Below are 24,605 nucleotides of genomic sequence, written 5' to 3'. Positions count from 1 at the left end.
CAGATACCTCCTATTCAGTTTTTTCCTCGGCCGCTTTGAGGTCGAGGTTGTAGTGCATCACCTTCTGGCAATCCACCCTGTTGTACGGACGGCGGCTGTCCCAGTGGAGTGTGAGCTGGGCTGTGCCTGTGTCCAGCCGTTTCACGCCTCCGGGGTCTTTGAGCCGTACTCCGCCTCCTACCGCTGCTCCCGCCTCGTCAATGAGCGGGACAAGCAGGCGGGCTGCGCAAATGGCGTTCAAGGCCGCTGCCGCGCTTGCGTAGGCGTCCTCGTCCGTGCTGGCGAAAAACTTGATGTACCAGTCATATTCCACCGCATAGGACGCGAACGTGTCGCCGAGAGGTGTGAGCTCCGGCTGCGGAAAGAAAACAGAGGGTACGACGAATCCCTCCGGGATGTCCCAGTAATAGGGCGTAATCCCGGGTAAGGAATCGAGGATAAAGCGGATAACGCTTGCGATTTCCTGCTCTAGGGCAGCCATAGGTTTCACCTCACAAAAAATCCTTGAAATACTCGTCCAGCCAGCTCTGCAGCTTCTTTTCGAGCAGCTCCGGGTAGAGCTTTTCTAGGATTCTGATGGAGCTTTCCCAGTAGTGGGAGCCCTCCACCCATTTCATTTTTAGGACCATCCCGGTCTTTTCTCCCGGGGTGTAGATGAAGTGGTCCTTTCCGTTCGCCTTTTCCCAGTGTCCGGGAACGAATCGCCTCTCTATCCCTTTCGGGTTGGTCCAGTGGCCGTCATTTACGAACTTGGCGTACTCGACGTTCGTGCCGACCTCAAGGGTCAGGCCGTTCTCGTCGAGTGTCCAGACGTTCTCCCCGTCGCCTTTTTGGAAACTGTGGAGCAGCAGCCGATAGTCCAGCACGTTCCGGCGAACGATTTCATCTTGCAGAATGCGTAGGAACTCAATGCCGAGCCCTTCAAGAAACTTGTTCAGTGCCCGCTTAAAATCGCCCTGCGCGGCCGTTCCGAGCCGCTTCACGAAGTTTTCGAGCTCTACTGTGTCGAATGTCACCTGCGCCATTACAATGGCCTCTGTTGGGCTGTGCGGTATATCTTTACCGTCATGTGATGCCCTCGGATGTTTCGCGGTTGACCTGCGGTGTATTCGAGCCCTGTTTCGCTGCTGACGATTTTGTCGTTGAGCCTGATGTCCGTTCCTGCCGGGAGCGTGAGCTTTATGTCGCTGTCCATATCGTTCTGCGGTTGCTGCTGAGCGATTTGGATGGACGCGCTACGCACTCCGAAATGGCACGGGACTTCCTCGAGGTCCGGCTGTTTGGGGTACTTGAACTTGGGGGAGCCGGGGAGCCCGTAGCCGGGGCTCGTGCTCTCCTGCTGGGTGTGGTAGATACTGCAACGATGGTCAAAGAAGTCCTCAATAGCCATTGGCTCAGAGGCTCCTTAACCGCATCGTGACGCCGTTGAGCGGCTGCACGACGACGTAATCGTCCAGCAGGCTCTCCACGCCCAGTTTTCCGACGTCTATGATGCTGCTCTCTGCCGTGTAGGAGTAGTCGTCAAAGGTCTCGCTTTTGAGGCGGACTTTGGTCTGCTCAACGGCATTGTGGGCGTATGCCTCCGCGATAAGGAGGACCGCCGTCTTGACGTTCTCCGGGATATCGGGGTATTTCTCCGGGTCGTCGAATCTGTTGTTGCAGTAGTCGATGACCCAGCTCTCCGCCCGGGAGATGTCAATTTTGAGCTTGCTGTCGGCGCGGTTCTTTACTTCCTCAAATTCTGTGTACTCTTTGAGTTCCTCCGGCGTGACCCACGGCCGTTCGGCCATCAGCCCTCCGGGGCGATGATGGCGGCCGCTGCGGCTGCATCCGCCTCATACTCACGAATCTTCTGCAAAATGCTGGCCTTAGTGGTGCAGCCGGTCAGGTCGATGCCGTTGTCCTCGGCAAATTCCTTGAGCTCGTCGAGCTTCATCTTGGAAATGTCAGGGACTTCCACGGGCTCCTCGGCGACGGCCGCGACGACCTCCGCCTTGTCCTTGCCGGTGGTATCGACGCCCATATCGTCAGCCAGCTTGTCGAGCTGCTCCTCGTCCATCTCGCCGAGAAAGCCGGTGTCCAGATGGCCGGTGACGGTGTAAGCGTCAGGGAGAGCCTCGAAATAGCCGCTTTCCAGCAGCGCGGTATATTTCTCGGGGTCGTCCACAAAGACGTCAGGATGCGCCGCAGAGGCGCGCACAACGCCATCATAGGACAGACCTTTAATCAGTCTGAGGTGCATAGCGTCCTGCCTCCTGTTAGATAGATGCCAGACCGGTCACAATGGCCGTTGCGTCCAGCTCCTCAACCAGCGTATCGAAGTCGAAATGCACGACATAGAAACGCTTGTCCTGATAGATGGCCTCCGGGCCCTCGGTGGTCTTGCGGATGACAACGCCGTAGGAGTTGACGACGACCAGATTCTTCGGGTCGGTCAGCATAATAACGTCGTCGGGCAGGGCCGGGACCTCGATGACGGGAACGCTGGCGGGATTCTCGACGCGCTTGTCGGTGATGATGCCGCCTGCGGTGACCGCCTGATTCAGGATGTAACGCTCCCACTCCTGACGGCGGTGGGGGGACATCAGCCAGCGGAGAGAGCCGTTGTTGAACTTGTCGGGAACTGCGCGCAGGCCCTTGTAGAACACATCCAGAACCATTGCACCGGAGTTGATGCCGGACACATCGACAACGTGGCCGCCCTCCTTGAACTGCTTGACCCAGCCGTCGTTCACCTTGAGGAAGTCGGCGTCATCGACAGTACCCAGCTCGGTGGCCTCGCCTGCGTCGAATGCGCCTGCGGTGTGGGCCGCGGTGTACTGGTAGACCTTCTTGTTGTATGCGACGAGGTCGCCAATAGCGTAGGTCTCAGAGGAGCTGAACTCCTTGACCTTGGCATACCGTTCGTCGCCGTTCAGGCACAGGTCCTCGCGGTCGCAGCCAATCTGACGGGTCATCAGGTTGGTGACGATGGTCTCGTAGTTGGAGCCCTCGATGTTTTCGCGCAGGGTCTCCTCAGTGATTTCCCACGGCAGACGGACAGGGGTGCAAGCGTATTCCAGCTTGCCATGCTTCACGCCGGAGCGGTAGCCGTCGTCGGTGTTCTCGGTCTTTTTGCGCAGCAGACGGCGGCCGACGCCAATCTTGTCGATTTCGCCGGTCTTTGCGGAGCGCAGCTCGTGACGGACGAGGCCGCTCAGCGGAGTGGCCTCAAAGGTCTGCTGAATGAACTTCTTCGCCTGCTCCGGGTTCAGTGCGCCGCCAGCGGCCAGACCGGCGGTGGTGATGGTCTGGCCTGCTGCGTTCACGATTGCCTTATTGCTTCTCATGGTCATAGTGCTTGTTCCTCCTTACAGGATACCGGCGAGATAGTGCGGCTCGGACTTCTCGACAGGGTCCTCCGGGTCGCCATCGTCGTTCAGGTTGGTCGGCAGGCCTGCGGCCTTGCGGACGGGTGCGACAGCCTTTGCGACGGCCTTTGCGACGACGTCCGCAACATTCTCGGCGGTCAGCAGCTCCGGGGTCTTTTCGGGCTCCTCCTGCTGGCCGAGAGCCTTTGCGACGGCTTCCTCGACCATCTTGCCGACGGCCTCGACGGTCAGGCCTGCGGGCTCTGCTGCCGGTTCTGCGGCTTTCTGGACGGGGTCAGTCGCGGGCTTCTGCTGGGTTTCCAGTGCCTTGGCGACGGCTGCCGCCACGGTATCTTCGATTTCTTTCTTGGTCACTTCGGTTTCCTCCTGTTCTTCTTCGGGGAATTTATCGAGGAACTCCCCGAGGTTTGTGTAGATGGACTGCAACGTGCTGCGGTTGGCTTTGCTCATGGCCTTGCCAGCCTTGATGACGGCGCAGCTTTCGAGCGATTTCGCAACGGGCTGTCCTTTGGTGAGCAGCTCGGTGACGATGTTGTTGAAGTCGTTCAGGGCGTTGCGGATGGTCTCCTCGTCCGACGCGAACTCCCAACGGTCATTCACCCAGTTGTACCGGTACAGAACGTCGTTGAGTGCGTAGAACGCGGTCCAGAAGTTGTCGCTCTGGATGCGCTTGGTGTAGTTGTCGGCAACTTCGCCTTTCTCGACAACATCAAAGCCGAGGGCAGCGGCCATCTTCTTGAAGATGCCGCGCATACCCTTTTCGGGCTGCTCCTCCGCCTTTGCCACTCCGTCATCGGGCAGCGGGTCGTCCTCGTCGCTGTACTTGCCGACGCCGCCCATGGAAAAGCCGGTGATTTCGCCTTTCTGGACTTTCTCGAAAATATCCGGGTCGTCCACCTCGACGGTCATCATCCATGTGCCTTTCTTGATGGCCTGCTCTCCGACGCTCATATCGCAAGGTGCGACATAGCTCTCGACGACGGCCGCCTTTTCGAGCGGCTCGAACGAGTGCTGCACATCCACCTGATTGCCGTTCTTGGCGAACCAGTACGCGGCCTTGGTGATTTCCTGCTCCGTCATGTAATTGCCGTGGGCGTCCTCTGTGAGGGGCTCATAGACAATGCCGGTGATGTAGTGGCTATCAGCATCCGCGTTGACGATTCGGCCGTAAGAAGCAAAAGAGGCGGAGCCGTGCTCCGCCTTGGTGATAAGGAACTGTTTCTTGTTGGCCGCCTTGTCTACAAGGCTGACAAAAGAAATCTTTGCATCTGTGATGGCGTATGCTTTCTCGATTTTGCTCATGGTTTTCTCACCTCCTCTCTACGCCCCTAGGTAGGGCGTCTAATGGTCGGCCATGCGTCCTTGCCACTGCGCTCAAGGAGCGCAACGTCAAAGGGCTTGCGGCCTATATCCTCAAGCGATGAATAGAACCAAACGACCATATCATCGCACTGGGGCTCGTCTACGATGGAGAAGATGCGCCGGAGCTCGTCCTCCGGTGCGTCTGCCGGTGCTGCGCACCACTTGACGATGCGCAGCCTCCCGGGGAGCTGGTATCTCTCGACCCGCTCCACATGGTACTTAGGCTTAAAAAGGCGGCGAATAATCGCCGAAACGATGCGGTCAAGTGCTTTCCACATGGGGCTCCTCCTCCGGCATAATGATTTTGACGTTGGGGTTCTCAATCAGAGCCTCAATCTCGGATAAATCGGCTCCGAATGCAATCCGTAATTCAAGCGTTGCGGGCTGTCCTGCGTCATGGTGCAGGGTGTACCCGTTTACGATGTTCGCCAGCTCGATGCCGTCGATTTTGAGAATAGGCTGCTTTCCAACTCGGGCTTCGTCGATGGTAACTTTCATGTGTAGTCCTCCTCGTTGATGCCTGCGCGCGCCTTGTTCTGCGCGTCGAGCTCTTTCTCCCACTCGCCGTCGTCCTCCGCGATGGCCTGCGCTTGGAGGGCCTGCCGCTCCTCAAGGGAGAGGCCGAGCACCTCCTCACTAACTACCGGCTGCAAAAGGCAATGGCAGTTGACGCTCTCTCTCGGCGGCAAGCAGACGTCTCGTGGGGTCATGGGGTAGTAGGTATTTCCGTCAGCTCCAATCAGGGTGAACGGCTGCCCTTTCGGGACGCGGACGCCGTCCATATCCACATGGTTCTGTCTCGGGTCGTTCCGGTATGCTCCGGTGTGTTTCCACATCTTCTCCTCGACGGCCGGGCTCTGGATGTAGCTTTCGAGCTGCGCATAGCCGTGCGCCCGGAGTACCTCCGTCAGGGCCACGCGCCGCGCGCGGTAGCCCGGGGAGCGGATGCCGCTGTCTGCAATGAGGTTTGCGACGTCGTTGATACCCTTGCCGTCGTTCAGGCCCTTTTTCAGGACTGCCTCGATTTCGGTCTCGGTGTCCAGCTTCATAATGTCGGCGAGGTCGCTGCTCCACGAGCTTATCCAATCGGTTGTCCGTTTGGTGAGCTTCGTAACGGTGAGTTCTGCATCCGTTTTCTGGACGTAAGCCTCAACATACGTCGGCATGATGGTGGAAAACTGAGTATGGAAAACGTCGAAAAGGTCCTGCGCCAGCTTGCTCTTGTTCTTGAACTTCGGCCAGTTGTCCTTGAAGAAAGTTTCAAGGTCGATGGCGTCCGCCAGCTCCTTGAGCAGGTCGTCGGCGTTGTCCTCGAGAAGCTTCGTCACGACCTCCTCGATTTCGTCCACGGTGTTCAGGCTCTCTTTTGCCTTGAGGTATCCCTCCATCGTGAGCTGCTCGTACAGGTCGTTTTCTGCTTTGGCGAGGTATGCGTCGATGGCCTTGATTAGGGGTCCGCAGCGTAAGCACTTCACTCCGCGTCGCCCTCCTCCTGTTTCATGTCAGCCAGCAGGCGGCGGACCTCTTTCATCACGGCGACGAGCTCCGTCTCATTAGCGGCTGCCGCTTTCTGAATCTGGCCGTCGAGCTGTTCCTCTACGCTAGGCCCGCCCTGCTTGGCGTTCTGTGCGGGCTTTGTCTCCGGTTGTGTGTTTTTCTTGCCAGCGTCAGAACCGCCATTCTGCGCCACGCTGGGGCCGTTTCCAGCCACGGTGATGGCTGCGGCCCGCTGCTGTGCGTTGGTAAACGCCAGCGGAATGTCGCCCCACTCCTCGGGGAAGTCCTCCGAGGTCTCGCCGAGGGCCTTGTACAGGACGCTCTTTGCCTTGTTCGGGGTGAGGCCGCCAGCGTTGTTGCAGACGGTCAGCAGCTTGTACAGGTCGTCCGGGTTGGAAACGTCCGGCGCGCGGAAGAACACCTCGACGTACTTGAACTGATAGCAGTTGAGCAGCCTGTTGTTGATGGCCCACGCCAGACGCCGCCGCTCCGGCTGGAATACCTGTTTCTCGGTCACTTCCATGGCGGTCTGCGCGGTGGCGCGGTTGAAGTCCGTCGTGTATCCGGTGTACAGGTCCGGGAGCTGGAACGCGCTCTGCACCTTCCGCCGGTTGTTTTCGAGGTAGTCTTGGAAAAGCTCGTCCTTTTGCAGGATAGCTGCAAGGTCCTTGACCTCGACCTCCGGCCGGTTCTCGGCGTTGAATCCGGTGCGGTTGTCTGCCGCCTCCGTTTCCAGAACCATAAAACTGTGCTGGCCCGCCTCGCCTCGGATTCCGTTCATGTACTCCTTGAGCTTGGCGAAACTATCGTCCGTCAGGCTGCCGCCTTTCACCATAATCAGCAACGGGGTGTGTCGGCCGTTCAGGAAATAGTTATTGTTGAGGCTCTCCGCTCTCCGGGCCCCATCTACGGTAAGGATGGAACCAACCCACCGGACCTTGCCGTATGTTGCGGTACCGATGGCGAACTCGATTATTTCGTTGGCGCGGCTCTTGAACTCGAGCTCGGTGACGTACTCTCCGCTCGTCGGGTCCATGATTCGCGGGTCTCCGAACTCCTTGTAGTAGACCGTCTTGCCGTTGACGGTCTGCTTATACTTGCGGAACTTCCTCATGCGGTTCTCGGTGTGGTCCCGGTGGAAATACGTCACCTCGACGCGCGGGTCCAGCCTCCGGCTCTTTTCCACGCTGGGGGTGTCCTCGATGAACTCGAGCTGTATGACGTTCCCGTCCATATCCCGGATGACCTCTGCGTATGCGCAGCCGTAGGTTTCCCGGGCCTCCACGATGTCCTCAAAGAGCTCATTGCTCTCCTGCTCCATGTTGAGCATCTCGACGACCTCCGCCGCCCGGTCCCATTCCGCTTTCATCTCCGGGGTTTCGTCCGCGTCCGCAAAGTCGTCTTTGTACCGGATGTCGATGCCAAATCCGGCGATGTTTGACTTGTAGGCCCGGATGCACTGCGGGAGTATGGTGCTTTCGTCCACCATCTTGGAAAGCCCTCGGAGGTCGAACGGCGGCTTTGTCCAAATACCTGCCGTGCACGCCTCCTCCGGCGAGATTTGCAGGGAGCCGTCTGCTTTGGCGATGGGCTTCATCCCGCCGCGCTGCTCCGGGTCGTCCGCTTTAACGATGCGGACGTTTACCCGCTGCTGGGCGGGCTGCTTCTTGTCGCTCACTTCTTAACGTCTCCTCTCCTCTTGGGTTTGACCGGCAGGCACAACAGGAGGATGCAGTCGGCCTCGTCGGGCGAGTGCATCCCGCGCTTTTTCATGGCGTCCTTGCTCTCCACGCGGATTTTGGCGTCGTCGGTCATGGAATACTTTCGTGTGGAAAGCTGGCCGACGAGGTCGTTATCGTTCGGGAGAATGAGCTGGACGGGCTTCTGTGCGCCCTCCGGCGTCTGCGGTGCAAGTAGATTCTTTACGACGCTCATCATGTAGGTGGTGCTATCGTAGTAAAAGTCATGGTGTATGCGCTGGCCGAAGTAAACGGGGATAATATCCATCCACCAGAACCGCTCCGGCTGCTCGCGCTTTACGCGCCGCAGACGGTCCGTGACGCCGCCGCCGAGGCCGCTGTCGTCTATCTTGATGGGGATAGCCTTGTCGAACCGGTACTTTTCCATGAGCTTTAGGCCGAGCTCCATGATGTCGTCGGCCGTCTGCATAAGGTCCTGCCCACTCTTTCGCTTGTAGAACATGGCCTTTTCGTCCACCTTGTAACCGATGACGGTGCGGTCGTCGCCGTAGCGGGCAACGTCGCAGCCGATGTCGATGTGGGCGGGCTTTGTCGGTTCCGTCCATTCGGTCATAATGGATTTTTCGACGAGCGGCAGAGGGATGAAAACATCGTTCTCCTGCCGGGGGAACTCTCCGGCGACACGAACACGGAAAACGTCCGAATCCTCGCCGTACATCTGGATGATGGTTTTGACGAAGTCGTCCGAGACGCGGCTGCTGTTCCGGCCGTCAACATGGAATGTGGTGTAGCTGCCTCTGTTCTTATGGTGGCTGTCATAAAAAAAGCCCGACAACTGTGTCGGGTTTCCGCACATGAGCAGCCGCGCTCCGGGCGTCGAAAGTGCGCCCAGCACCGGCTCGAACACCTTGTCGTCCACGCCGCTGGCCTCGTCGATGATGTAGAGGATGTCGTCAGCGTGGAATCCCTGCAGGGCGTCCGGCTTGCTGGCCGTTCGGGCCACAGCGAACCACTCCTCGGGGTACTGCTTCATGTAGACCTTTTCCTTTGTCCACATCAGCTCCCGCTCGAGGGCTTTATTGTTGCGCAGCCACTTGCTTATTTCCGCCCACAGAATATCGAATAGCTGATGCTGCGTCGGGGCTGTGCAAGGGATTTTGGGGAATGGCCGGGTTGACATAAACCAAATAACGGTCCACGCCTCGACCGCGCTCTTGCCGATGCCGTGGCCGCTGCGGACGCTCGTCATCTGGTTCTTTGCCACAGAATCCAATATGGCGCGCTGGTTCTTGTCCGGCGTAACGTGGAGCAGGTCCTCGACAAAATCAGCCGGGTGGTCTGCGTAGTACAGGATAGCCTCTTGGGTCATCATGTCTGTTCTCCTCGTTTCCGGTTCTCGTATGCGGCCGCGATTTCATCGGCGAGGGAAAGCGTGGTTTCCTCCTGCTCCTCCGCCGTCTTGCCTCCGGCCGTGACGCCTGCCTCCTCCATCCGGTTATCCCGCTCAAGCTCTGTGGCCTTGTCGAGGAACTGGATAATGTCCTTTGGCGTCATCGACCCGTCCGGCAGATTCTTGAGCTCCGCGAGGGCTTTCTCTTGGAGCTGCAAGGCGATGCCGATGTGGCGGGTCCTCATTTTTTTGTACTTTCGGAGTGCCTCTTGTCGGGCTACGTCATCCAAATGGTTGTCATACGCTCGGCAGCGTTCTCCCCACTTTTTCTCGCGGCTCCAACGCTTGATAAGCGTGTCACTCTTGGATAACTGTTCGGCAACGACCCGTAGGCTCCTGTTTGAGCCCATGTCTCGGTAGATGGCAAATGCCTCGTAGGCCTGCGCGCTTTCGCCCGGTTGACGCTCCCAAAGGTCGTCTTTGGTCCTATTCGGCATTGTCCTCCTCTCCTCACTTTCAGCTCTGTCCCGGGCTGCGAGGCTCCGCGCCCGTAATCCAGAATAGGGTGCTTTCCGGTGCGATGCCGGAGCTTCTAAACCACTGCATCGTCTTTGCCTCGTAATGAGGATGCAGGCGAATGCCCCCCCATGTAGCCGCTGCGGGCTTCTCATAAACGAATCCGGGGCTGTGGAAAAGGTCGTGGTACTCAAACTCTCGGTCTGCGCCGTACTTTTTGAGGGTCTCATGGATGAATCCGCGCCGGTCCGGGGCCGTGGCTACGAGGTGCATCCTCTTGACCCGTTTCCCGTACCTGTGCAGTCCTATCATCACGCCTGTGGCGGTGATGCCGCTGCCGCAGGTCATCACGAGGTTTTCTATATCGTCCGGGAGGTTCTCTGTCTGCGCCGCAACTGCGGTTAGCAGCGTGTCGCCGTACCCGATGATATTGATGCCGTACTGGACAATAAAGCTGTTTTCCTGCGCCGCCAGCTCTTTTGCGCGGGCGTGTAAAATGCTGTGGCGGCCGGAACGTGCTGCGAGCACTATGGACGCCCCATATTTCATCGCCAGCCGGGGCATAGGCAGAGCCGCAACGCTCTCCCGGGTGGTTCCGCCGTACACGATTCTGCACGACATCCCGTTCGCCCGGGCCACTGCTGCGGTGATGGGTACTTGCGGGGAGTGGATGCTGCAATACGTCAGCAGGCTCTTGTAGTCCTTCTTGACGCTGTTCACCAGCATCACGCATTGCCGGAGCTTTCCTCCGTTCACCTCTCCGGGGCCAAACGGGGCATAAAGGTCGTCCCGCTTGATGCGCAGCCCGTCTACCTCCTGAACCGGCGTCAGGCTGTACTCATTCATCCAGTCCAAACACCTTTCTGTGGTAGTCGGTCTTTTTGGCAAGCTCCTCCTGCATCAGGCCGTAAAAGCTCTGCTTTGCAATTTTGCGCCCGCTGCCCGCGCTCTGGTTCAGCGTCTTGAACGGTCCGCCTGTTCCGACTTCTTTCATCTTTTCCGTCGGCTCCGGGTTCTTGCCGTTCATCAGCATACAGAGGTTATACTCGTTCGGCCGGAATCCGGGCAGGCCGTCGATGCCGCAGCAAGTCATGCTGTCGCCCATCGCGCGGAGCCGGTTCTCGCCGCTGTAGAATTTCAGGCCGTACCGATGGCACTCCGCCTTGATGGCTTCAAAATCGTGCCGGAGGCGGGGCAGCGGATAGCAGAAGTCGCCGCCGATTTTCGTCATGCCGGGTTTGGCCTTAAAGAACTTCATGCCCTCCACGATGACGCCGTAGGCTCCTGCCTCCGCGATGCGAGGGATGTTCTTCATAACGTCATGGAACACCTCGGGCATATACGGCTGGATGCGGACGATGGTGCGCTGCACTCTGGCCGATACCGTCTTGAGGATGGCGAGCCGCTCCTCGTAGCTGGGCGTCCCGCGTTCGAGGCGGTCGTACTTGCTGCACACCATGCTGATTTGCAGCACACAGTTGCACTGTGCCAGCAGGTCGAGGTACTCCGGGTCCGCAATGAGGCGGCCCTTTGTGCTCACCACAAACGGATATTTCGTCTCCGCCAGCAGCTTGAGGCATTCGTAGCTGGCGCGAATCTGCTTTTCGACCGGCTGGAACGGGTCACTCATGCCTCCCCAGTGGATAGGGATGTTCCAGTCGCACCACTCCGTTTCGTTGCCGCGCTTGCCCTCGATAAAGGAGCGCAGGCCGTCTACGCTTTCGTCGCGCTCGATGTGGCTAATGTCGTTCTTCTTCTGTGCGAAGCAGTACCGGCAGCCGTGTGAGCAGCCGCGATAGGTGTCGAAACGCACAGGAAGGTTACAGAGAATAATCTGGCTCCCGCATTTGCAGCCCATTAAATCTCACCTCTAATCTTCTGGACGATGACGGCAACAAGGTCCTCTTTGCCGTTGTCCTTTATGTACTCTTTCAGGACGTCGCGGTCCTCCGCGCTAAACTTGAGCGAGATGTTGAACGTCTCCTCGATGCTCTTGAGCTCGCTGTCGAGGAAGTCGCCGTCCACGAGGGCGTCCACGTTGTTCTCAAGGGCCTCGATTTCGTACAGGTCGAATCCCGTCTCCGGGGCTGCGTCTCCAAGGCCGTCCAGCAGCTCCTTGAGCTTTACCTCGTCCCATTCGCCGGTCACTTTGTTCATAGCGATGTTGAGCTGCTTTTCTGCGGTCTCGTCGAGGTCCACCACGGACACGTCCACCTCGGTTACGCCCTCGTTCATAAGGACGGTGAGCCTCTGGTGGCCGGACACGACGCGGTTGGTGCGCCTGTTCCAAATGACAGGGACGACCATGCCGAACCGCTCAATGTTCCGCTTGAGCTTCTCGTACTCGTCATCACCGGGCATCAGCTCCACGCGAGGGTTGTACTCCGCGCGCTCCATGTCGGTGATTCTTTTTTTGATAATTTCCATCAGATAAGCCCCTTCGCCTTGTTCACGAGCAACTGCGCCAGTTCGACCTTGCCTGCGGGGTTCTCGTCAATGTACTTATCCATTGCCTCATGCACCTCCTCGGGCAGGGTGAACGTCATGGTGTAGCTTGTCGGCTCGCTCTTGCCGGTGTCGGAAAAGTCCTCGTTCAGCAGGTCCTCGATATGGTCGTATGTCACCTTGAGGGCGTCGAGTTCCCAGTCCTCGAAACCAGTGAGGGCCATTTCGTCCTGCTCTTTCAGCTCGTCCAGAATCGCGGTGAGCTTTTCGTTGTCCCACCGGCCGGAGATTTTGTTGAGCGAGACGTTAAGGATGCGCTCCTCCTGTTCGTTGAGCTCGACCTCGACGACTTCGACCGTCTTGTAGCCCTGCTCCACCAGCACCTTGAGCCGCTGATGGCCGCCTACGATGTTGCCGGTGGTCCGGTTCCATACGATGGGCTCAACATAGCCGAAAGTCTCGATGCTCCGGGCCAACTTGTCGTACTGCTTGTCGCCCGGTGCGAGGTCTTTCCTCGGGTTGTAGTCCGCCGGATGGAGGTCGCTCACCGGCAGGGTGATAATTTTCATCTGCCGTTCCTCCACGACCCTTTTCGGGTCTATAACACATAAAAAAATAAGGACCGCCCGGAGTCGGGCGGTCCTTTGTCAAGAAGGGGAATTTATTATGATGCCAAGAAATTGTCTCTGTGCGCGGTTTTACCGCCTACATTGTATCTCAGACCTTGCGCCCTGTCAATGCCGCGTTTATGCCCCAGAACGGGTCGTTTCGTTACATAGTTAAGCCTTCTTGATGCCGTCGATGCCGAAAATCAAGGCCGACAGTGTGGCACAGGCTACGTCCACATCCTTGTAGACGGTTCTCTTGTCGATGCTTTCCATCTCTGCTACGGCGGCCGGAGAGAGGGGCCGGTCCCGCAGATACAGGGCCTCGATAACGCGGTAGTGCCTCTGTTCGGCCTCGTCCAAACTGTTCCCGCATACCGCCTTGTAGATGTCGAGCATCCGGTTCACATGGCGCATGATAATCTGCGTCCGGGCTGCGGACTTCATGATGCTTTCTACCTTGAGGTCGTCCTCAAGCAGCTCGTCCAGTGCCTCCACAATTTCTTCAACGCTCTCCTCGCCGGTCGCTGCGCTGGCCGCGTCGTATACTGCATTGGCACAGTTGGCATTAAGCGTGGTATAGTTACGCAGCAGGAGCTTTGTGTTACGGAATCTCCGGTCGCTACGGCTGTCCCGGAACTTCTTGCGCTCCTGCTCCACGGCCTTGATGCTGGCCTCCGCTCCGAGGCGGGCAGCGTCCGTCACAGCGGCTTCTACGCTCTCCTGTATCTCTTTCCCCAAGATGGCTCGAACGGCAGCAACAGCCGCCTTTGCCGCCACCTCTGCGGCCATTACCACAATTTCTTTTTCAGTCATTATGTTCCTCCTCGGTAACACCCGGCAGCTCGTCGAGCAAGGCTTTGGAAATTTTCTTGAGTGTCTCACAGGCAGTCACCACTTCGAGTGCGGAGACCCCGCTTTTCTTCATGGCCTCTGCGAGCTTGCCCGCGCTGTCCTCCGTGATGGGGACACCCATAAATGAGAATATCGGTTTTTCCATGTTCGGCTGCTCCCTCCGTATTTCGTTCACCAGCATAAAGCGTTCCGGCGTCGTCCAGTTCATCAGGCGGCTCAACCTGCACACGGCCGCGCGCCACTCGTCCGTCTCTGGCTTCGTCCCGTAGGACATCCCGCAGAACGCCGTGAGCACGTCGCTCGCGCACGAGAGCTGGTCGATGTCGTCCATCGTGGGGATGTCCCGCAGCAGGTCCGGGGTAAAGCCCGGGCCAAACCGTACCGCGTATTCCTTGAGGTCCGGCTCCGTGACATAGCTCCGGCCGTACCGCTGCTTCATGCTGCGCCAGACTGTCCACGGGATTCTGTACATCCGTAGCCCGTCGAATGTGGCGACGATGAAGCAGTGCGCGCCGAGGGCTTCGTAGGAATCGAGCTTTTTGGCCTGCTCCGGGAGAACGCGGTCTTTGTTCAGCCTGCCGGTCCCGGTGCTCTTTGCCTCGAACATCACCGCGCGGCCGCCGAGCATGACGCCCTTGAAGTCTGGTTCCGCCTTTTTGGTGTAGACTGCGCGGAACTGGCCCGTTTTGTTCGGCTGGCTTACCGGCCGCATGGGCTCCGGTGTCTTGCTGATGTCCGCGCGGCCTGCCTCCGCCAGCCGGGTGCAGGATGCCTCGATTCTCTCCTCGAGCTGCCCGCCCTGCGCGCGGCTCCGGGCTCCCTGCAATGCCCGGAGCGGGTCCTTTACCGCGCCGCTCATTCGAGGTAGCCCTGCTGGCGGGCGAACTCTTCGATTTTGTAGGCGGTCGCGCTCTTGATGCCCTTGCACTCTCCGGCGTTGAGCTGCTCGAGGAGCTGCGGCAGGGTCTTGCCCGGGGCCGGGGTCGATGCGCGCTGGGCCTCGGCTTCGGAGTAGCCGGTGTTGTAAGCCTCTTCCCGGATGTGGTCGATGTGCTCCACGAGCTTGTCGTCGGTCATCTTGCGCAGCTTCACGGCGCGCTCATGCACATTCTTCTCCTCGCCGGTCATCCGGCAGTTTCTTTTCTTCACTGGGTTCCCTCTCTTTCCAGCCGCTTGCAGCGGCCATTCTCATAGGCCATGCACTTCTTTTCCGAGCACCAGCCGAAACGCTCCGTTGTAATCTCGGTCCGGCTAATCCACGAGTAGCTCACTTCCCGTTTCGTGCTTTTCTTGTACGGGCAAAACATACCATCATCGCTCATTGTGCTGTCTCCTATAAAACATTCATGTGAAGCGGCTGCCCGGTGGCAAGCTGCCGATGGATGAACTCACGCTCGAGGCAGTTACTCACCATAACGAGGGCTCGCAGCTCTCCGGGGAGAATCTTGCTGTCGAGATAGAGCCGCTCAATTTCCGGCCCCCGCGCGTGGAGCTCCCGGATGGCTGCCTCCGCGTCCTCCCACTCGGTCAGGTCGTGCAGCTCGCCGAGTGCCTTGTCGAACTCACTTTTTTCCGGCATCGCTGGCCTCCTGCTTTGCTGCCTCTTTGTCCAGATTGTCCTTGAGCCGGTCGAGCTTGTCCCATACGACTTTCGTGATGTTTACCAGCTCGTGAGGGTTAAAAATTGCAAAGAGCTGCACCAGCATGATGAAAACATCAGCAATTTCCTCCTCGATGTTCGAGTGTACTTCCTGCGTCTCCCTGTTAAACGGGGTATCATACTTGCGCTTGCACTCTTTGAGTTTGCAGAGGGCTTTGGTGAGCTCCGACATTTCCTCCACAGCCTTGGTGAGCTGGGCGTCTTTGCCGTAAGTGCCGATGGCGCGGTCGATGGTCTGCAAGCCCTCCGGCATAATCTCCGGAATGAGCGCGTCCTCGTAGTGCTTGAGCTTGTCGCGCAACGAGGCGAGAGCCCACGAGAGGGTGTAGTGCTCTGCAAGCAGGCCCTCGATGGTCTCCGGGCCGTCGAACAGATGCTCGCACAGGGTCATGTCGAACTCCTCCGGAGTTCCCTCGGTGTCAATATCTGCGTTGTGCGCCTTGATAAGCTGCTTCATGTAGTCGTTGAGGCTGATGCTCCGGCTGGGCATCTGCACCCAGCCGTCCTCGCCGCGCACGAACAGGTTGAGAGCCTGCTCATAATTCCCATCCGGGGTGTCGGTCGTCATTCTTCTCTGCGGAAACATAAATTTTATCCTCCAATTTTCAAATTTGATGGTTAAAGATTGAAATGCGCTTGAATCATTTTCAAGTTTCGGGGTTAGATTTTGCTTTATCGGTTCTGCTGTTCCACCTTTGGATGTCGTCTGGCGTGTCGAGAAAAAACATCCCGAATCCCAAAACGCAATCAGGCGTTTCGGGATGCTTCCAATACGTAATGCCGATATTACTACTTATCGCTTCACCGGTTTCGGTATTGACGACCTCCCTTTTTTCTGCAATGCGGCACGGATTCGCTCCGCAAAACGGGCAGGGCAGGATCTCTACTTGTCTTTCTTTCATTCCTGCCCATCCTCCGTGTATTTATTGTCGTAGAACATCCCGTCTTGCCCGATGGAAAAATCTTCATCTTCCCAGTATGCGCCGCAACCGTTTTCACAGGCCGCTACGCTCTCGCTTAGTTCTCCGCTTCTGGATACATAGCGTTTCGGAACTTTTCCGTCTTTTCGGATTGTGTAGTCCCGTGCGTTCTGGTAAAATTCCGAATAAATAATTTTCCCGCCACACCTCGGGCATCGGCCCCGAATGACTCCGTTCACGTTTCATCCTCCTTTTTTGTTTTCTTCAACTGGCGGCCGCACTCCGGGCAGAAGTTCAGCGGCCGTCTTTTGTGAGTGTAGGTTGAGGCAAGCCCGCAGCCCTTTCTGAGGGTTCTCTCATAAAGGCAGACGTAATACTTTGTGTATAACTCTCTGCCGGTCTTTGGCCTGTGCTTCTTGCTCCACTCGTAATCTTCGCAAAATTGGCAGTTCATACGCTTTCCTCGATTACTTTGAGGTCATACCCGCTCTTGACAAACTTCATGCACAGCTCGTGGTTGATGCCGTTGCCGAGGTTGGTGTAGATGTACTCCATGTCCTCCGGCGTGAATTTGGTGTCGAGCAGCTTGTTGATGCCGTCGAGATGCTCCTTGCGCAGCGGCTTTGTGAACGCCTTGAACGCAAACCGCGATACACCCTCGATGACCTCCGCCTTGAACTCGTCCGGGGTGCTGCAGTGGTTGAGGTTGATGTATGTGTTCGTCCTCGGGACGAGAATCAGCTCGAAGTTCATGGTGACGTAGGCTTTCGGGAAAGCGCGCTGAATCTTCCCGCACCACGGAGCCGCGAATGGGCTGAACCACGGCAGCATATAGCTGCGGAGCTCCTGCTGACTGACTGCTGGGGCGTCCCGAATGTGGTCAATGCAGCACTCGATGGCCTCCCGCTCTGCGAGGCTGTCCGCCTCCTCGAGCCAGCCGTTGAATACACGGACGATTTCCTCTGCGTTAATCGGTTTCATGTTGCTCCTCCGTTTCATCCTCCATCTTGAACCCGCAGACCGGGCAGAAGTTCCAGACCCAGCTGTCGAAATCGCTTTGCGAAATTTTGGCATTGCAATGGGTGCAGCGAATTGCCGGTTCCTCGTGACTGTTGTTTTCATCATCGACGATGATAAACTTCAATTCCTTGTCCTTCACCCACTTGGCATGACCGCGCAGGCTCTCTGGGTCGATGGTGGGAGCCTCATCCACGCTGTTCAGGGCGTCCTTATAGCAGCATTCTTCAATAGTGAACGGGTTACTGGCATGGAGATTCATTTCGATGCGCTTGTGCAAAGCGTTCGCGTCAATCAATCTTACTTCTTCCATTTTTGATAGCCTCCTTTACAAACTTCAAAGCGCGTTCTTTGAGCGGAATGCGCTGGCAGAGCCTCCCTTTTCCGGCGTTCCGGGCTGAAATCACCGGCATAACGCCGACGACCTCGATTTCGTCACACTCGCGGTGTTTCTTCCGCCCTGCTTCGTGTCCGAGGTACTCCGCCTCTTTTTGGTCGTCTGCCATGACTGCGACGCCGAAGTAGCAGGTGGAGCTCTCTGCCCTGCCCTCAAGGAACACATCATACCTCGGCATCCGGTTCCTCCTCGTATTGGTGAACATCGACGAAGATGGCTTTCTTCCACGGGAGCGCGTTGTACGCCGCCCGCGTCTCCTCCTCCGTCATGTTGTCCACGAGCTCCGGGTCATAGTGTTCACAGAGGACGTCGTTCATCTCTGAAATATCGTCCTCCCGGTAGTAGGTTCTCTCTCTGCCGATGACGAACTCCTGAACCGCGCTCTCTCCCCATGAGCCAAGCCAGCAGTAATACTCGTCGCCGCTGACAACATCCCCATCTACACAGGGAATGACCGGGAGCTCCGGGTTTGCCTGCATGAGCTCAAGGAGCTGCGTGAGCTTTTCGCTCTGTTTCATGTCATCCCATCCTTTCTTTTCCGGGGCTCCGCCCGGGTTGCTTTCTGCTCGGCGGCCTTGCACCATACATAGGCCACAACAACTATTACTGACAAGGCGACGGCCGCAAAGGAAAGCCAGTAAGTTAAGGTTTCCAGCAGGTCGTCAAGCTCTAAAAGAACCTCGTACATAGTCACCACTCCTTTACCTGAATTTCTTCTTGAAACTGCGCACGATGGCTCGGTGCGTCCACCTACGGCAGTAGGGGTTTCGGACGCTCCCGTCGTACTCCTGCTTCATCTTCTGGTATGCCGCCTTGTTCTCCGCATACCGTTCGCAATGGTCGTGGCATCCCGGGTGTCTGTCCGGGCACTCTTTCGGGCAGATAGTCATAAGCCGAGCATAACGCTGGCCCGTTTCCGGGCGGCCGTCATGGTTTCGTCGTACTTCGCTGCGCTGTATACCGCGAGCGGAGCCACTGCCCGGGCTGCTCTGGCCCTCCTGAATATCTCCGAGTAGACAGCGGCCGTCTCGTATACGCTGGGGCCTCTGCCCGGGGTCGAAAGCATCCCCTTGCGGTCGTCGGTGTCAGTGACGCGGAGGTCCTCTTTGAGGGCGTCCTGTACGCATCTGCGCAGACGGTCGAGGGCGAGGTCCTTATCCTCTTTTTCCCACTCGAGGTACTGCTTGTAGTTGTTCATGGAGTTCTGCTTGAGGCGCGCCAGCCGGTCTCTCCCGTAGCCGAACGTCTCGTGACAGGTGGCCGCCATAACAAGCCACGCGATTTCTGCGCCCTGATTGCTTGCCATGCGGAGCTGCTCCTCCCGGCGTCCTCTCGGAGCTCGGTCAACCGGCAGCCGGACCTCAAAATCACAGATGCCTTTGAGGTTCTCCCTCATGGCGTCCGTTGCGTTCTTGCTGCTGCCGTATAGGATAGCCGTCTGGTATTTTTTCTCAAAAGCGTCCATCTCGTTACACGCCCGCAGGAGGCGGGACGCGCCAATGCCGTCGTCTTGGTGCATAGAAACGACGATGCACCACATAAAGAGCTGCGCGGAGCGGTCGCGCTGGTCCTCGCGCTCCTGCTGGATGTTGTGGGTCAGTGCTTTCATCATCCAGCCCTCCTTACGTCGTATAGCAACGCTTGGCCGGGTTCCACGTGAGCTTCGGGATGCTCCGGCCGCAAACGCAGGAGAACTTCTCGTTTACGATTTCGGCGTCCTCGACGTTCGTCCGACCGTAGCTCTCCTTCTTGCAGACCGGGCAGGTGAACTCGAACCGTGCCAGCGCGTCCAGCGGGATTTTCGCGCCGCACTTCCGGCACTCGTTGGTCGTTTGCGGTTCGCGCAAGAACTGTACAAACTCGCTCTTGCATTTCGGGCAGCGCAGGAGCATGAGCCCCTTTGCGCCGACGGGCGTAAGCCAGCTTACCGGCTTCTGGGGGGGGGCTTTCTTGTCCGCCGTGGAAACTACCGAGGCGGCCTGCTTCGGCTCGCTGGTGACGCTCTTTTCCGCCTCCGGCGCGCTGTCGCCGTTGTACAGCGTCGTGGTCTTGGCGATGGTCTCGAGTGTTTTGAGCGCGGTGTCGAGCTCTGCGGGGCTCTTGCCGGTCAGCGTGACGCTCACATCCGGTTCTCCCTGAAACTTGAAAATTTCCATCGAGACTTCAAACTTCGTACTTGCCATGTCGGTTATGCCTCCTGTTTCTTTTCTTCCAGCTTGTTTGACGGGTCGAATTTCCTGCCGTCCTCGACGCCGCGCCATGCTGCGTCGAGCTCTCCAACCGTCTTTGGCTGGGGCGTCTTTTTGAACTCTTTCGGCGGTCCAATCTTTTCGAGCTCGTCTTTGACCTCCTCCGGGACTTTCAGCACAAGGCCGTATTCTTGATTTTCCTCATTCTGTCTTGTGAACGCCTCGTATACACCTCTGGCGAACCCATAGCCGTAGGAATCGCAGATTTTTGCAATCTCCTGCGGTGTGTAATAGTCCCGGTGCTGTTTGCGGAGCTTCTTCTGCTCCGATTTAATGCACCGGACCGCATACCGGAATATCTTTACGCAGATTTCAATATCGCCCTCCAAGCCGATAAATCCGACGTGCCAAACGGTTGTTTTTGCGCTAATTTTGCATCGAAACGCCGAGCAGCAGTAGTTTTCTCCAATAACGATTGAGAGCGGGTCCATCCACGAGTTTGCTTTCTTGGAAAACTTCTCGCCGATGGCCCGTTTTATGACCGTAGTGTTCCGTTCCTCGAGGTCCCGCTCGCTGAGCTTGTGCTCCGCCATAAGCTTGCGGGCCTTGAGCAGGGCGAGCTTTGCCTCCTCCGGCTCCGGGCTCTTTGCAAGAGCGAGGAGCTTTCGGATTTTGTCCTTGTAGTCCATTAGGCTTCAACCTCCTGCGCTACAACTCCCAGTAGCTTACAGCGTGTAAGCATCATCCTCTCTAGCGAGGACTGGTACTTCTGAACTGGCTCCGCAGAGCCCTCAAAACACCGTCCTGCGTACCGCCATGTGCCGCCCTGTCGCTTGAACGTAAGGTAGGTCGGCTGCCAGCGTCCGTTGACATCCTTTGCGGTGCTGATTTCTCCGCCCACCTGCAACAGGCCTGCGCGGTTTGTGCGTGGCGGTAAGACGTCAAGAAAGTAGCCAATCAGGTCCTCGTCTACCTCGTCGCCCGGTTCGAGATAGTCCTCTGCGGTCGGGAGGCCGCTCTCAAACCATTTCCCGAGCGTCTTGAGGCCGGTTCCTGCGCACTCTGCGCGTTGCCTCTCGACTTCGTTGGCAATTAACGCCATCTGCGTGTTGCTCAAAAAAATGTCGCTGCCGTCGTCGAGGCGGAGATAAACGACGCCCGCCTCGAGGAGTGTTACAGGGAGGTCGAGGTATGTCGTTGTCGCTCCGCTCCTGTCAACTACCGGGATGCAGATGCGCTCGCGGGCGGCTCGTCCGCCCCTGTGGTAAAGTATCCTGTCGAATGCGTACCTGCGGCAGTCGCATTTCTCGGTGCAATAATTGACCGCGTCGTCCGGCCACAGGCCGATAATCATAAGTCGCTTCATGCTGTCCTCCTCAAACGTAATCGGCGTACCGGGTGCTGATGCTCTGCACCCACTCTTCGTCCAGCTTGTTGAGGTATGTGCTCCACGCCTCCTCGTAACTGTTCCACCACCATTTCCGGCTCTTGAGGGCAACAATAAGCTGCTGCCGAGGCTTCATAACGAACTTGATGTACGCCCGGTCGCCCATCGTGTAGGCGACGAGGTTCTCGTCCTCGAAAAACTTCTGCCGGTTCAGGTTTGCGAGTTTGCCCTCTTTCCCGGCCGCGTAGAGCTTGGCGATGACGCTGTTCTTGCGCCAGCGGTACTTTTCATGGAGCTTCTCGTAATACTCCATGAAGAGCTCCGGGTCCTTGTTGGCGAGCTCGCATAGGCTCGCGGTAGGATTAAGCGTCGGCCGCTCGATGCAGAATTTGATGTCATCGACCAGCCGCGCAATCTCCTTTGCGTCCTTGTCCTCGATACGGCCCTGCCAGACTTGCTCCTGCAGGCCGTTGAACCACTCCACGAACTCAGAGGAAAGGCGGAGAATGGTGTCGCTGTGGTCCAGCTTCTTTGCGTTGTACCGCGCCGGTCCTGCGACGGCGACGCTCACATGGGCTGCCTCGTGCCGGAGCTGCTCGCTCCACTTGGCATAAATCTGGTCCACGATTTTCTGCTTGCGGCTGTCCGGGATGTTCCAGCTCATAACTTTCTGGCAGTAGACCTCGTACTCGTGGGCCGAAATGTCGCCGCGCTGGCCGCTCATGCTGTTGCTGTTCGCCTGATGAATGAGGCTCTTGTCCAATTCCTTGATTTTCACCTCACTCATGGTAGACCTCCTGCCGGTTCAGCGGCGGTTTAGGGATAGAGGGCTTCTGCGGGGCCAAAACCAGCTCGTAATCGGATGCCTGTTGCGGGGCGAGCGGTGTGGCGTACTCAATGTAGCCCCATGCTTTATTGTCGATTTCCTCGCAATAGGTCCGACCGCTCTCGAAGTTTACGATTTCGGTAACGCTCTCCGTAGAGGGGATTCCGCCCACCATCAGCGGGCGGCGTGTGCTGTAATATCTGTAAGCCATAATTTTCTCTCTGCCTCCTGCAATTCAAATGCGAGCTCGTCAAGCTCTTTCTCGATTTCCTCCGCGTCGTGGACAATCTGCCGCGCGCCCGGAACGCCCTTCGTACCGTTCTGCTTTGCCTCAATCCACATCGCAATATGCTCGTCCGGGTCAAAGCTGTCGGAGTAGTCCAGAATCTCGTCCGGGAAGTTCTCGACTTTCACGCAGACAATGAAGTCCTCTCCGGCCGGTGAATACCACTCGAGCTCAACGCGGCCGTCGTCCGTATAATCGCAAACGCTCCATTCACGTTTCTCGAGAATATCCAAATACGCCTGCGGCAGCTCCTCTTTTGGCCTTTCGGTCTTATTCGAGCGGTTCGGGTCCAGCCAAATAGAGATGTTGTAGATGTACTGACCGCACCGAACGCATACATCATGTTTGCCCCAATATCCGAGCTTTTTCATGCCTCGGACGCTGCCGGTATAATGGATTGATGGATGCCGTTCTTTTTGCTCGTCAGTTAATTTCATGTACTTCAACGTCTGCTGCCTCCTGTTCTATAATCGGGCCACGCCATCGTGATGACCGTTGAGACCTCCCGCAGGCGGCTTATGATGGCCCGGGCTTTTGTGCCGTCTCCGCCTTTCGGGGTCAGTGCTCGCACCAGCTCGTCGGCGTTGTAGTTCGTCGTGATGATGGTCGGCTTCATATCCTCGTACCGGTCGTTCAGGATGGAGTAGAGGGTGCTCACGCTCCAATCGGTACATTGCTCTTTCCCGAGGTCGTCCACAATGAGCAAATCGACCGTTTTGTACGCTTTGAGTATCTCGTACTCGGTGGCGTCGCTGTTGTCGAAAGCCTCCTTGATGTCGGCCAGCAGGTCGCCGGACGTCTTGCAGACGACCGGGACGCCGCATCCTATGAGCTGCAAGGCGATGGCGGCCGCGAGGTGCGTTTTGCCGGTTCCGTATGTTCCCTCTATGTAGAGGCCCTCGCCACGCTCTGCGCGCTGTGGAAAGCTGTCTGCATAGGTTTTGGCCGTGTCGTAGCACCGCCGCCGCTCCGGGGTGTCCCGGATGAAGTTGGCGAACGTCCGCTGCTGGAAGCGTTTCTTGATGCCGCTCCTGCCGAGCAGCCTCTCGATTTTGGCGCGCCGTTTGGCCTGCGCCGCCTCTTTCTCGGCCTCCGCCTTTTGTCTGGCCTCCTCTGCGTCCGCCTCCGCCCATTTGGCTTTTGCCTGTTCACAGGTGCATCTCTGCGGGAACGGGGCAAACATGAGGACCGTTCGGCCCATCACGAGGGCCTCGTGGTACAGTTTCCGGCCGCAGAACTCGCACTCGACCGGCTCCGGGATTTCGCGCTGGCAGTTGTAACCACCAGCCAGAATATCCTTGCTTGTCGGCCGTCGGTGCTGTGTGGTCTCAGCCGAACGAGCCGAATCCGCCGGACGGAGTGAATCCAGCATAGCCGTCATCGTTTCCACGCTGCTCACCTCCTGTGTAGTCGTTCATGTAGCCTTTTGCATTAAGCCAGCTTGCCGGGTTTGGCGTGAATTGCCGCTCCCGGAACCGGCTGTCATATTTCTTTGCGGCCTCAACCGCCGCGATGATTCTGTCGGTCGCCGCGTCGTCCGGCTCCGGGTTGATTTTGGCCCACGCCCGCTCTGCCGTGGCCCGGTCCACCTTTTTCGGGTAGGCCGCGTAGAAGCGGTCAAACCGTTCGGCCTGCTCTGCCGAGAGGCTCCCGGCTTTACGCCGGGGAGCTTTCGGTTTGTCGTGCTCCTCCGGCGTGGGCTCCGGTACGGCCGGTGGCGTTTCCTCCGCCTCTGTGGCCGCTGCAGGCTCCTGTGCAGGGCTTTCCGCCCTGCGGCCGGGAAAGTTATCGACCGACGGTTTCGTCGGTGCTGCGGTGCGCTTTGAGTAAAGCTGGCGGAGGTTCTCAAGGAGAGACTGCACCCAAATGACGCGGCAGCTCTCCCACAGCTCTTTGTCCACCTTTCCCATGGAGGCGAGCGTGTTCAGGATGGCCTCCGCCGTTTCGGCTGTAACTCCGGTGACGGCGAGTAGGTACTCCCATCCCATCTTGTCCCAGCAGTCGTAATACTGGCCGTCTGCCGCGCAAAGAAGTTCGAGCAGCTTAAACCAAAAGGCATACCCGTCGTTTCCCCAGTTCTTTTCAAGGATGAACTTTGTCCGGCTCTTTTCCCCGACGTAATGGGGGAAGTAGTCGGCGGTCTGCCTGTTGCTTCTTCCCAAGTCTCGCACCTCCTTTCTGC

Annotated in this window: 40 protein-coding genes; all 40 read right to left on the bottom strand. The window is 57.8% G+C overall.

The window, feature by feature from the left end:
* Positions 1-10 precede the first annotated feature (10 nt).
* The 40 genes from ACKXF9_RS14060 to ACKXF9_RS13865 all read right to left on the bottom strand — a co-directional run bounded on the left by ACKXF9_RS14060 (position 11) and on the right by ACKXF9_RS13865 (position 24,585).
* On the bottom strand, positions 11-481 hold the full coding sequence (locus tag ACKXF9_RS14060; protein ID WP_129872774.1) for a hypothetical protein: 471 nt from the start codon (positions 479-481) through the stop codon (positions 11-13).
* A gap of 10 nt (positions 482-491) precedes the next feature.
* Entirely contained in the window at positions 492-1,025 is a 534-nt protein-coding gene (locus tag ACKXF9_RS14055; RefSeq protein WP_129872773.1) for an HK97 gp10 family phage protein, read from the bottom strand.
* Positions 1,025-1,390: a DUF3599 family protein gene (locus ACKXF9_RS14050; protein WP_129872772.1), complete on the bottom strand. Its 366-nt coding sequence runs from the start codon at positions 1,388-1,390 to the stop codon at positions 1,025-1,027. The genes ACKXF9_RS14055 and ACKXF9_RS14050 overlap by 1 nt, the downstream gene beginning before the upstream one ends.
* A 4-nt stretch (positions 1,391-1,394) precedes the next feature.
* Entirely contained in the window at positions 1,395-1,790 is a 396-nt protein-coding gene (locus ACKXF9_RS14045; protein WP_156070595.1) for a head-tail connector protein, read from the bottom strand.
* Complete coding sequence (locus ACKXF9_RS14040; protein WP_238077777.1) at positions 1,790-2,242, bottom strand: SAP domain-containing protein; 453 nt, start codon at positions 2,240-2,242, stop codon at positions 1,790-1,792. The genes ACKXF9_RS14045 and ACKXF9_RS14040 overlap by 1 nt, the downstream gene beginning before the upstream one ends.
* A gap of 16 nt (positions 2,243-2,258) precedes the next feature.
* Entirely contained in the window at positions 2,259-3,335 is a 1,077-nt protein-coding gene (locus ACKXF9_RS14035; RefSeq protein ID WP_117535131.1) for a hypothetical protein, read from the bottom strand.
* Positions 3,336-3,350: 15 nt separating this feature from the next.
* Positions 3,351-4,673, bottom strand: a complete 1,323-nt coding sequence (locus ACKXF9_RS14030; protein ID WP_249235659.1) for an XkdF-like putative serine protease domain-containing protein — start codon at positions 4,671-4,673, stop codon at positions 3,351-3,353.
* 26 nt (positions 4,674-4,699) lie between these two features.
* Positions 4,700-5,011: a hypothetical protein gene (locus ACKXF9_RS14025; protein ID WP_129872769.1), complete on the bottom strand. Its 312-nt coding sequence runs from the start codon at positions 5,009-5,011 to the stop codon at positions 4,700-4,702.
* Entirely contained in the window at positions 4,995-5,231 is a 237-nt protein-coding gene (locus tag ACKXF9_RS14020) for a hypothetical protein (protein ID WP_129872768.1), read from the bottom strand. Before ACKXF9_RS14020 ends, ACKXF9_RS14025 begins: the two co-directional genes overlap by 17 nt.
* The gene (locus ACKXF9_RS14015; protein WP_129872767.1) at positions 5,228-6,208 is read right to left on the bottom strand and encodes a phage minor head protein; all 981 of its coding nucleotides are present in this window, start codon (positions 6,206-6,208) and stop codon (positions 5,228-5,230) included. Before ACKXF9_RS14015 ends, ACKXF9_RS14020 begins: the two co-directional genes overlap by 4 nt.
* Positions 6,205-7,908, bottom strand: coding sequence for a phage portal protein (locus ACKXF9_RS14010; RefSeq protein WP_243114924.1), 1,704 nt, complete (start codon positions 7,906-7,908; stop codon positions 6,205-6,207). The genes ACKXF9_RS14015 and ACKXF9_RS14010 overlap by 4 nt, the downstream gene beginning before the upstream one ends.
* On the bottom strand, positions 7,905-9,302 hold the full coding sequence (locus ACKXF9_RS14005; protein ID WP_238077784.1) for a terminase B: 1,398 nt from the start codon (positions 9,300-9,302) through the stop codon (positions 7,905-7,907). Before ACKXF9_RS14005 ends, ACKXF9_RS14010 begins: the two co-directional genes overlap by 4 nt.
* Positions 9,299-9,817 carry a hypothetical protein gene (locus ACKXF9_RS14000; RefSeq protein WP_117505024.1) on the bottom strand — a complete coding sequence of 173 codons (519 nt, stop codon included), beginning with the start codon at positions 9,815-9,817 and terminating at the stop codon, positions 9,299-9,301. The genes ACKXF9_RS14005 and ACKXF9_RS14000 overlap by 4 nt, the downstream gene beginning before the upstream one ends.
* 19 nt (positions 9,818-9,836) lie before the next feature.
* The gene (locus ACKXF9_RS13995; RefSeq protein ID WP_418266691.1) at positions 9,837-10,682 is read right to left on the bottom strand and encodes a pyridoxal-phosphate dependent enzyme; all 846 of its coding nucleotides are present in this window, start codon (positions 10,680-10,682) and stop codon (positions 9,837-9,839) included.
* Positions 10,675-11,649, bottom strand: coding sequence for a radical SAM protein (locus ACKXF9_RS13990; RefSeq protein ID WP_249258115.1), 975 nt, complete (start codon positions 11,647-11,649; stop codon positions 10,675-10,677). The genes ACKXF9_RS13995 and ACKXF9_RS13990 overlap by 8 nt, the downstream gene beginning before the upstream one ends.
* Positions 11,650-11,693: 44 nt before the next feature.
* Positions 11,694-12,263, bottom strand: coding sequence for a ParB N-terminal domain-containing protein (locus tag ACKXF9_RS13985; RefSeq protein ID WP_249258114.1), 570 nt, complete (start codon positions 12,261-12,263; stop codon positions 11,694-11,696).
* Positions 12,263-12,850 carry a ParB N-terminal domain-containing protein gene (locus ACKXF9_RS13980; RefSeq protein ID WP_238077788.1) on the bottom strand — a complete coding sequence of 196 codons (588 nt, stop codon included), beginning with the start codon at positions 12,848-12,850 and terminating at the stop codon, positions 12,263-12,265. The genes ACKXF9_RS13985 and ACKXF9_RS13980 overlap by 1 nt, the downstream gene beginning before the upstream one ends.
* A gap of 210 nt (positions 12,851-13,060) precedes the next feature.
* Positions 13,061-13,702 carry a hypothetical protein gene (locus ACKXF9_RS13975; protein WP_418266559.1) on the bottom strand — a complete coding sequence of 214 codons (642 nt, stop codon included), beginning with the start codon at positions 13,700-13,702 and terminating at the stop codon, positions 13,061-13,063.
* Positions 13,695-14,600, bottom strand: a complete 906-nt coding sequence (locus ACKXF9_RS13970; protein WP_249258113.1) for a Holliday junction resolvase RecU — start codon at positions 14,598-14,600, stop codon at positions 13,695-13,697. Before ACKXF9_RS13970 ends, ACKXF9_RS13975 begins: the two co-directional genes overlap by 8 nt.
* The gene (locus tag ACKXF9_RS13965; RefSeq protein ID WP_238077791.1) at positions 14,597-14,890 is read right to left on the bottom strand and encodes a hypothetical protein; all 294 of its coding nucleotides are present in this window, start codon (positions 14,888-14,890) and stop codon (positions 14,597-14,599) included. Before ACKXF9_RS13965 ends, ACKXF9_RS13970 begins: the two co-directional genes overlap by 4 nt.
* On the bottom strand, positions 14,887-15,063 hold the full coding sequence (locus ACKXF9_RS13960; protein WP_129872758.1) for a 50S ribosomal protein L36: 177 nt from the start codon (positions 15,061-15,063) through the stop codon (positions 14,887-14,889). The genes ACKXF9_RS13965 and ACKXF9_RS13960 overlap by 4 nt, the downstream gene beginning before the upstream one ends.
* An 11-nt stretch (positions 15,064-15,074) precedes the next feature.
* Complete coding sequence (locus tag ACKXF9_RS13955) at positions 15,075-15,320, bottom strand: hypothetical protein (RefSeq protein WP_129872757.1); 246 nt, start codon at positions 15,318-15,320, stop codon at positions 15,075-15,077.
* Positions 15,304-15,969, bottom strand: a complete 666-nt coding sequence (locus ACKXF9_RS13950; protein ID WP_418266558.1) for a hypothetical protein — start codon at positions 15,967-15,969, stop codon at positions 15,304-15,306. The genes ACKXF9_RS13955 and ACKXF9_RS13950 overlap by 17 nt, the downstream gene beginning before the upstream one ends.
* 79 nt (positions 15,970-16,048) lie before the next feature.
* On the bottom strand, positions 16,049-16,303 hold the full coding sequence (locus ACKXF9_RS13945; protein WP_249235653.1) for a hypothetical protein: 255 nt from the start codon (positions 16,301-16,303) through the stop codon (positions 16,049-16,051).
* Positions 16,300-16,560, bottom strand: a complete 261-nt coding sequence (locus ACKXF9_RS13940) for a hypothetical protein (protein WP_238077796.1) — start codon at positions 16,558-16,560, stop codon at positions 16,300-16,302. The genes ACKXF9_RS13945 and ACKXF9_RS13940 overlap by 4 nt, the downstream gene beginning before the upstream one ends.
* 211 nt (positions 16,561-16,771) lie before the next feature.
* Entirely contained in the window at positions 16,772-17,302 is a 531-nt protein-coding gene (locus tag ACKXF9_RS13935; protein WP_238077797.1) for a hypothetical protein, read from the bottom strand.
* Complete coding sequence (locus tag ACKXF9_RS13930; protein WP_238077798.1) at positions 17,289-17,651, bottom strand: hypothetical protein; 363 nt, start codon at positions 17,649-17,651, stop codon at positions 17,289-17,291. Before ACKXF9_RS13930 ends, ACKXF9_RS13935 begins: the two co-directional genes overlap by 14 nt.
* Positions 17,629-17,913, bottom strand: a complete 285-nt coding sequence (locus ACKXF9_RS13925; protein ID WP_238077799.1) for a hypothetical protein — start codon at positions 17,911-17,913, stop codon at positions 17,629-17,631. The genes ACKXF9_RS13930 and ACKXF9_RS13925 overlap by 23 nt, the downstream gene beginning before the upstream one ends.
* Positions 17,900-18,253 (bottom strand): hypothetical protein, encoded by a 354-nt coding sequence (locus tag ACKXF9_RS13920; protein WP_129872751.1) that lies wholly within the window; start codon positions 18,251-18,253, stop codon positions 17,900-17,902. The genes ACKXF9_RS13925 and ACKXF9_RS13920 overlap by 14 nt, the downstream gene beginning before the upstream one ends.
* On the bottom strand, positions 18,250-18,423 hold the full coding sequence (locus ACKXF9_RS13915; RefSeq protein ID WP_154251255.1) for a hypothetical protein: 174 nt from the start codon (positions 18,421-18,423) through the stop codon (positions 18,250-18,252). The genes ACKXF9_RS13920 and ACKXF9_RS13915 overlap by 4 nt, the downstream gene beginning before the upstream one ends.
* A 13-nt stretch (positions 18,424-18,436) precedes the next feature.
* A complete protein-coding gene (locus tag ACKXF9_RS13910; RefSeq protein WP_172694979.1) occupies positions 18,437-18,625 on the bottom strand; it encodes a hypothetical protein in 189 nt (62 codons plus the stop codon).
* Positions 18,622-19,347, bottom strand: a complete 726-nt coding sequence (locus ACKXF9_RS13905) for a hypothetical protein (RefSeq protein WP_129872750.1) — start codon at positions 19,345-19,347, stop codon at positions 18,622-18,624. The genes ACKXF9_RS13910 and ACKXF9_RS13905 overlap by 4 nt, the downstream gene beginning before the upstream one ends.
* A 10-nt stretch (positions 19,348-19,357) precedes the next feature.
* Complete coding sequence (locus tag ACKXF9_RS13900) at positions 19,358-19,918, bottom strand: hypothetical protein (protein ID WP_418266557.1); 561 nt, start codon at positions 19,916-19,918, stop codon at positions 19,358-19,360.
* 5 nt (positions 19,919-19,923) lie between these two features.
* Positions 19,924-20,613 (bottom strand): DUF2786 domain-containing protein, encoded by a 690-nt coding sequence (locus ACKXF9_RS13895; RefSeq protein WP_129872748.1) that lies wholly within the window; start codon positions 20,611-20,613, stop codon positions 19,924-19,926.
* Positions 20,613-21,290, bottom strand: coding sequence for a hypothetical protein (locus ACKXF9_RS13890; protein WP_249235650.1), 678 nt, complete (start codon positions 21,288-21,290; stop codon positions 20,613-20,615). Before ACKXF9_RS13890 ends, ACKXF9_RS13895 begins: the two co-directional genes overlap by 1 nt.
* A gap of 10 nt (positions 21,291-21,300) precedes the next feature.
* Complete coding sequence (locus ACKXF9_RS13885) at positions 21,301-22,098, bottom strand: hypothetical protein (protein WP_249235649.1); 798 nt, start codon at positions 22,096-22,098, stop codon at positions 21,301-21,303.
* Positions 22,091-22,348 carry a hypothetical protein gene (locus ACKXF9_RS13880; RefSeq protein WP_249258108.1) on the bottom strand — a complete coding sequence of 86 codons (258 nt, stop codon included), beginning with the start codon at positions 22,346-22,348 and terminating at the stop codon, positions 22,091-22,093. Before ACKXF9_RS13880 ends, ACKXF9_RS13885 begins: the two co-directional genes overlap by 8 nt.
* A complete protein-coding gene (locus ACKXF9_RS13875; RefSeq protein WP_238077805.1) occupies positions 22,312-22,869 on the bottom strand; it encodes a hypothetical protein in 558 nt (185 codons plus the stop codon). The genes ACKXF9_RS13880 and ACKXF9_RS13875 overlap by 37 nt, the downstream gene beginning before the upstream one ends.
* Positions 22,866-23,804, bottom strand: a complete 939-nt coding sequence (locus ACKXF9_RS13870; protein ID WP_238077816.1) for an ATP-binding protein — start codon at positions 23,802-23,804, stop codon at positions 22,866-22,868. Before ACKXF9_RS13870 ends, ACKXF9_RS13875 begins: the two co-directional genes overlap by 4 nt.
* Positions 23,752-24,585 (bottom strand): Lin1244/Lin1753 domain-containing protein, encoded by an 834-nt coding sequence (locus ACKXF9_RS13865; RefSeq protein WP_249235648.1) that lies wholly within the window; start codon positions 24,583-24,585, stop codon positions 23,752-23,754. The genes ACKXF9_RS13870 and ACKXF9_RS13865 overlap by 53 nt, the downstream gene beginning before the upstream one ends.
* Between the last annotated feature and the right edge of the window lie 20 nt (positions 24,586-24,605).

The organism is Faecalibacterium sp. 9, from assembly GCF_048320955.1.
In the GTDB taxonomy this organism is placed as follows: Bacteria; Bacillota; Clostridia; order Oscillospirales; family Ruminococcaceae; genus Faecalibacterium; species Faecalibacterium wellingii.
The sequence above is the reverse complement of the archived record's forward strand: the minus strand, read 5'-3'. Positions and strand labels throughout refer to the sequence as shown.

Coding starts and splice junctions, on each gene's coding strand:
- ACKXF9_RS13985 (WP_249258114.1), bottom strand. CDS start 12,263: ATGGAAATTATCAAAAAAAGAATCACCGACATGGAGCGCGCGGAGTAC.
- ACKXF9_RS13950 (WP_418266558.1), bottom strand. CDS start 15,969: ATGACGACCGACACCCCGGATGGGAATTATGAGCAGGCTCTCAACCTG.
- ACKXF9_RS14040 (WP_238077777.1), bottom strand. CDS start 2,242: ATGCACCTCAGACTGATTAAAGGTCTGTCCTATGATGGCGTTGTGCGC.
- ACKXF9_RS14055 (WP_129872773.1), bottom strand. CDS start 1,025: ATGGCGCAGGTGACATTCGACACAGTAGAGCTCGAAAACTTCGTGAAG.
- ACKXF9_RS13880 (WP_249258108.1), bottom strand. CDS start 22,348: ATGGCTTACAGATATTACAGCACACGCCGCCCGCTGATGGTGGGCGGA.
- ACKXF9_RS14045 (WP_156070595.1), bottom strand. CDS start 1,790: ATGGCCGAACGGCCGTGGGTCACGCCGGAGGAACTCAAAGAGTACACA.
- ACKXF9_RS14035 (WP_117535131.1), bottom strand. CDS start 3,335: ATGACCATGAGAAGCAATAAGGCAATCGTGAACGCAGCAGGCCAGACC.
- ACKXF9_RS13905 (WP_129872750.1), bottom strand. CDS start 19,347: ATGATGAAAGCACTGACCCACAACATCCAGCAGGAGCGCGAGGACCAG.
- ACKXF9_RS13900 (WP_418266557.1), bottom strand. CDS start 19,918: ATGGCAAGTACGAAGTTTGAAGTCTCGATGGAAATTTTCAAGTTTCAG.
- ACKXF9_RS14000 (WP_117505024.1), bottom strand. CDS start 9,817: ATGCCGAATAGGACCAAAGACGACCTTTGGGAGCGTCAACCGGGCGAA.
- ACKXF9_RS13930 (WP_238077798.1), bottom strand. CDS start 17,651: ATGGAAGAAGTAAGATTGATTGACGCGAACGCTTTGCACAAGCGCATC.
- ACKXF9_RS13975 (WP_418266559.1), bottom strand. CDS start 13,702: ATGACTGAAAAAGAAATTGTGGTAATGGCCGCAGAGGTGGCGGCAAAG.
- ACKXF9_RS13970 (WP_249258113.1), bottom strand. CDS start 14,600: ATGAGCGGCGCGGTAAAGGACCCGCTCCGGGCATTGCAGGGAGCCCGG.
- ACKXF9_RS13935 (WP_238077797.1), bottom strand. CDS start 17,302: ATGAAACCGATTAACGCAGAGGAAATCGTCCGTGTATTCAACGGCTGG.
- ACKXF9_RS13885 (WP_249235649.1), bottom strand. CDS start 22,098: ATGAGTGAGGTGAAAATCAAGGAATTGGACAAGAGCCTCATTCATCAG.
- ACKXF9_RS13925 (WP_238077799.1), bottom strand. CDS start 17,913: ATGCCGAGGTATGATGTGTTCCTTGAGGGCAGGGCAGAGAGCTCCACC.
- ACKXF9_RS13910 (WP_172694979.1), bottom strand. CDS start 18,625: ATGACTATCTGCCCGAAAGAGTGCCCGGACAGACACCCGGGATGCCAC.
- ACKXF9_RS13870 (WP_238077816.1), bottom strand. CDS start 23,804: ATGACGGCTATGCTGGATTCACTCCGTCCGGCGGATTCGGCTCGTTCG.
- ACKXF9_RS14005 (WP_238077784.1), bottom strand. CDS start 9,302: ATGATGACCCAAGAGGCTATCCTGTACTACGCAGACCACCCGGCTGAT.
- ACKXF9_RS13995 (WP_418266691.1), bottom strand. CDS start 10,682: ATGAATGAGTACAGCCTGACGCCGGTTCAGGAGGTAGACGGGCTGCGC.
- ACKXF9_RS14020 (WP_129872768.1), bottom strand. CDS start 5,231: ATGAAAGTTACCATCGACGAAGCCCGAGTTGGAAAGCAGCCTATTCTC.
- ACKXF9_RS14050 (WP_129872772.1), bottom strand. CDS start 1,390: ATGGCTATTGAGGACTTCTTTGACCATCGTTGCAGTATCTACCACACC.
- ACKXF9_RS13980 (WP_238077788.1), bottom strand. CDS start 12,850: ATGAAAATTATCACCCTGCCGGTGAGCGACCTCCATCCGGCGGACTAC.
- ACKXF9_RS13955 (WP_129872757.1), bottom strand. CDS start 15,320: ATGCCGGAAAAAAGTGAGTTCGACAAGGCACTCGGCGAGCTGCACGAC.
- ACKXF9_RS14060 (WP_129872774.1), bottom strand. CDS start 481: ATGGCTGCCCTAGAGCAGGAAATCGCAAGCGTTATCCGCTTTATCCTC.
- ACKXF9_RS13945 (WP_249235653.1), bottom strand. CDS start 16,303: ATGAAAGAAAGACAAGTAGAGATCCTGCCCTGCCCGTTTTGCGGAGCG.
- ACKXF9_RS13915 (WP_154251255.1), bottom strand. CDS start 18,423: ATGTACGAGGTTCTTTTAGAGCTTGACGACCTGCTGGAAACCTTAACT.
- ACKXF9_RS13895 (WP_129872748.1), bottom strand. CDS start 20,613: ATGGACTACAAGGACAAAATCCGAAAGCTCCTCGCTCTTGCAAAGAGC.
- ACKXF9_RS13890 (WP_249235650.1), bottom strand. CDS start 21,290: ATGAAGCGACTTATGATTATCGGCCTGTGGCCGGACGACGCGGTCAAT.
- ACKXF9_RS14025 (WP_129872769.1), bottom strand. CDS start 5,011: ATGTGGAAAGCACTTGACCGCATCGTTTCGGCGATTATTCGCCGCCTT.
- ACKXF9_RS13920 (WP_129872751.1), bottom strand. CDS start 18,253: ATGAAACAGAGCGAAAAGCTCACGCAGCTCCTTGAGCTCATGCAGGCA.
- ACKXF9_RS13960 (WP_129872758.1), bottom strand. CDS start 15,063: ATGAGCGATGATGGTATGTTTTGCCCGTACAAGAAAAGCACGAAACGG.
- ACKXF9_RS14030 (WP_249235659.1), bottom strand. CDS start 4,673: ATGAGCAAAATCGAGAAAGCATACGCCATCACAGATGCAAAGATTTCT.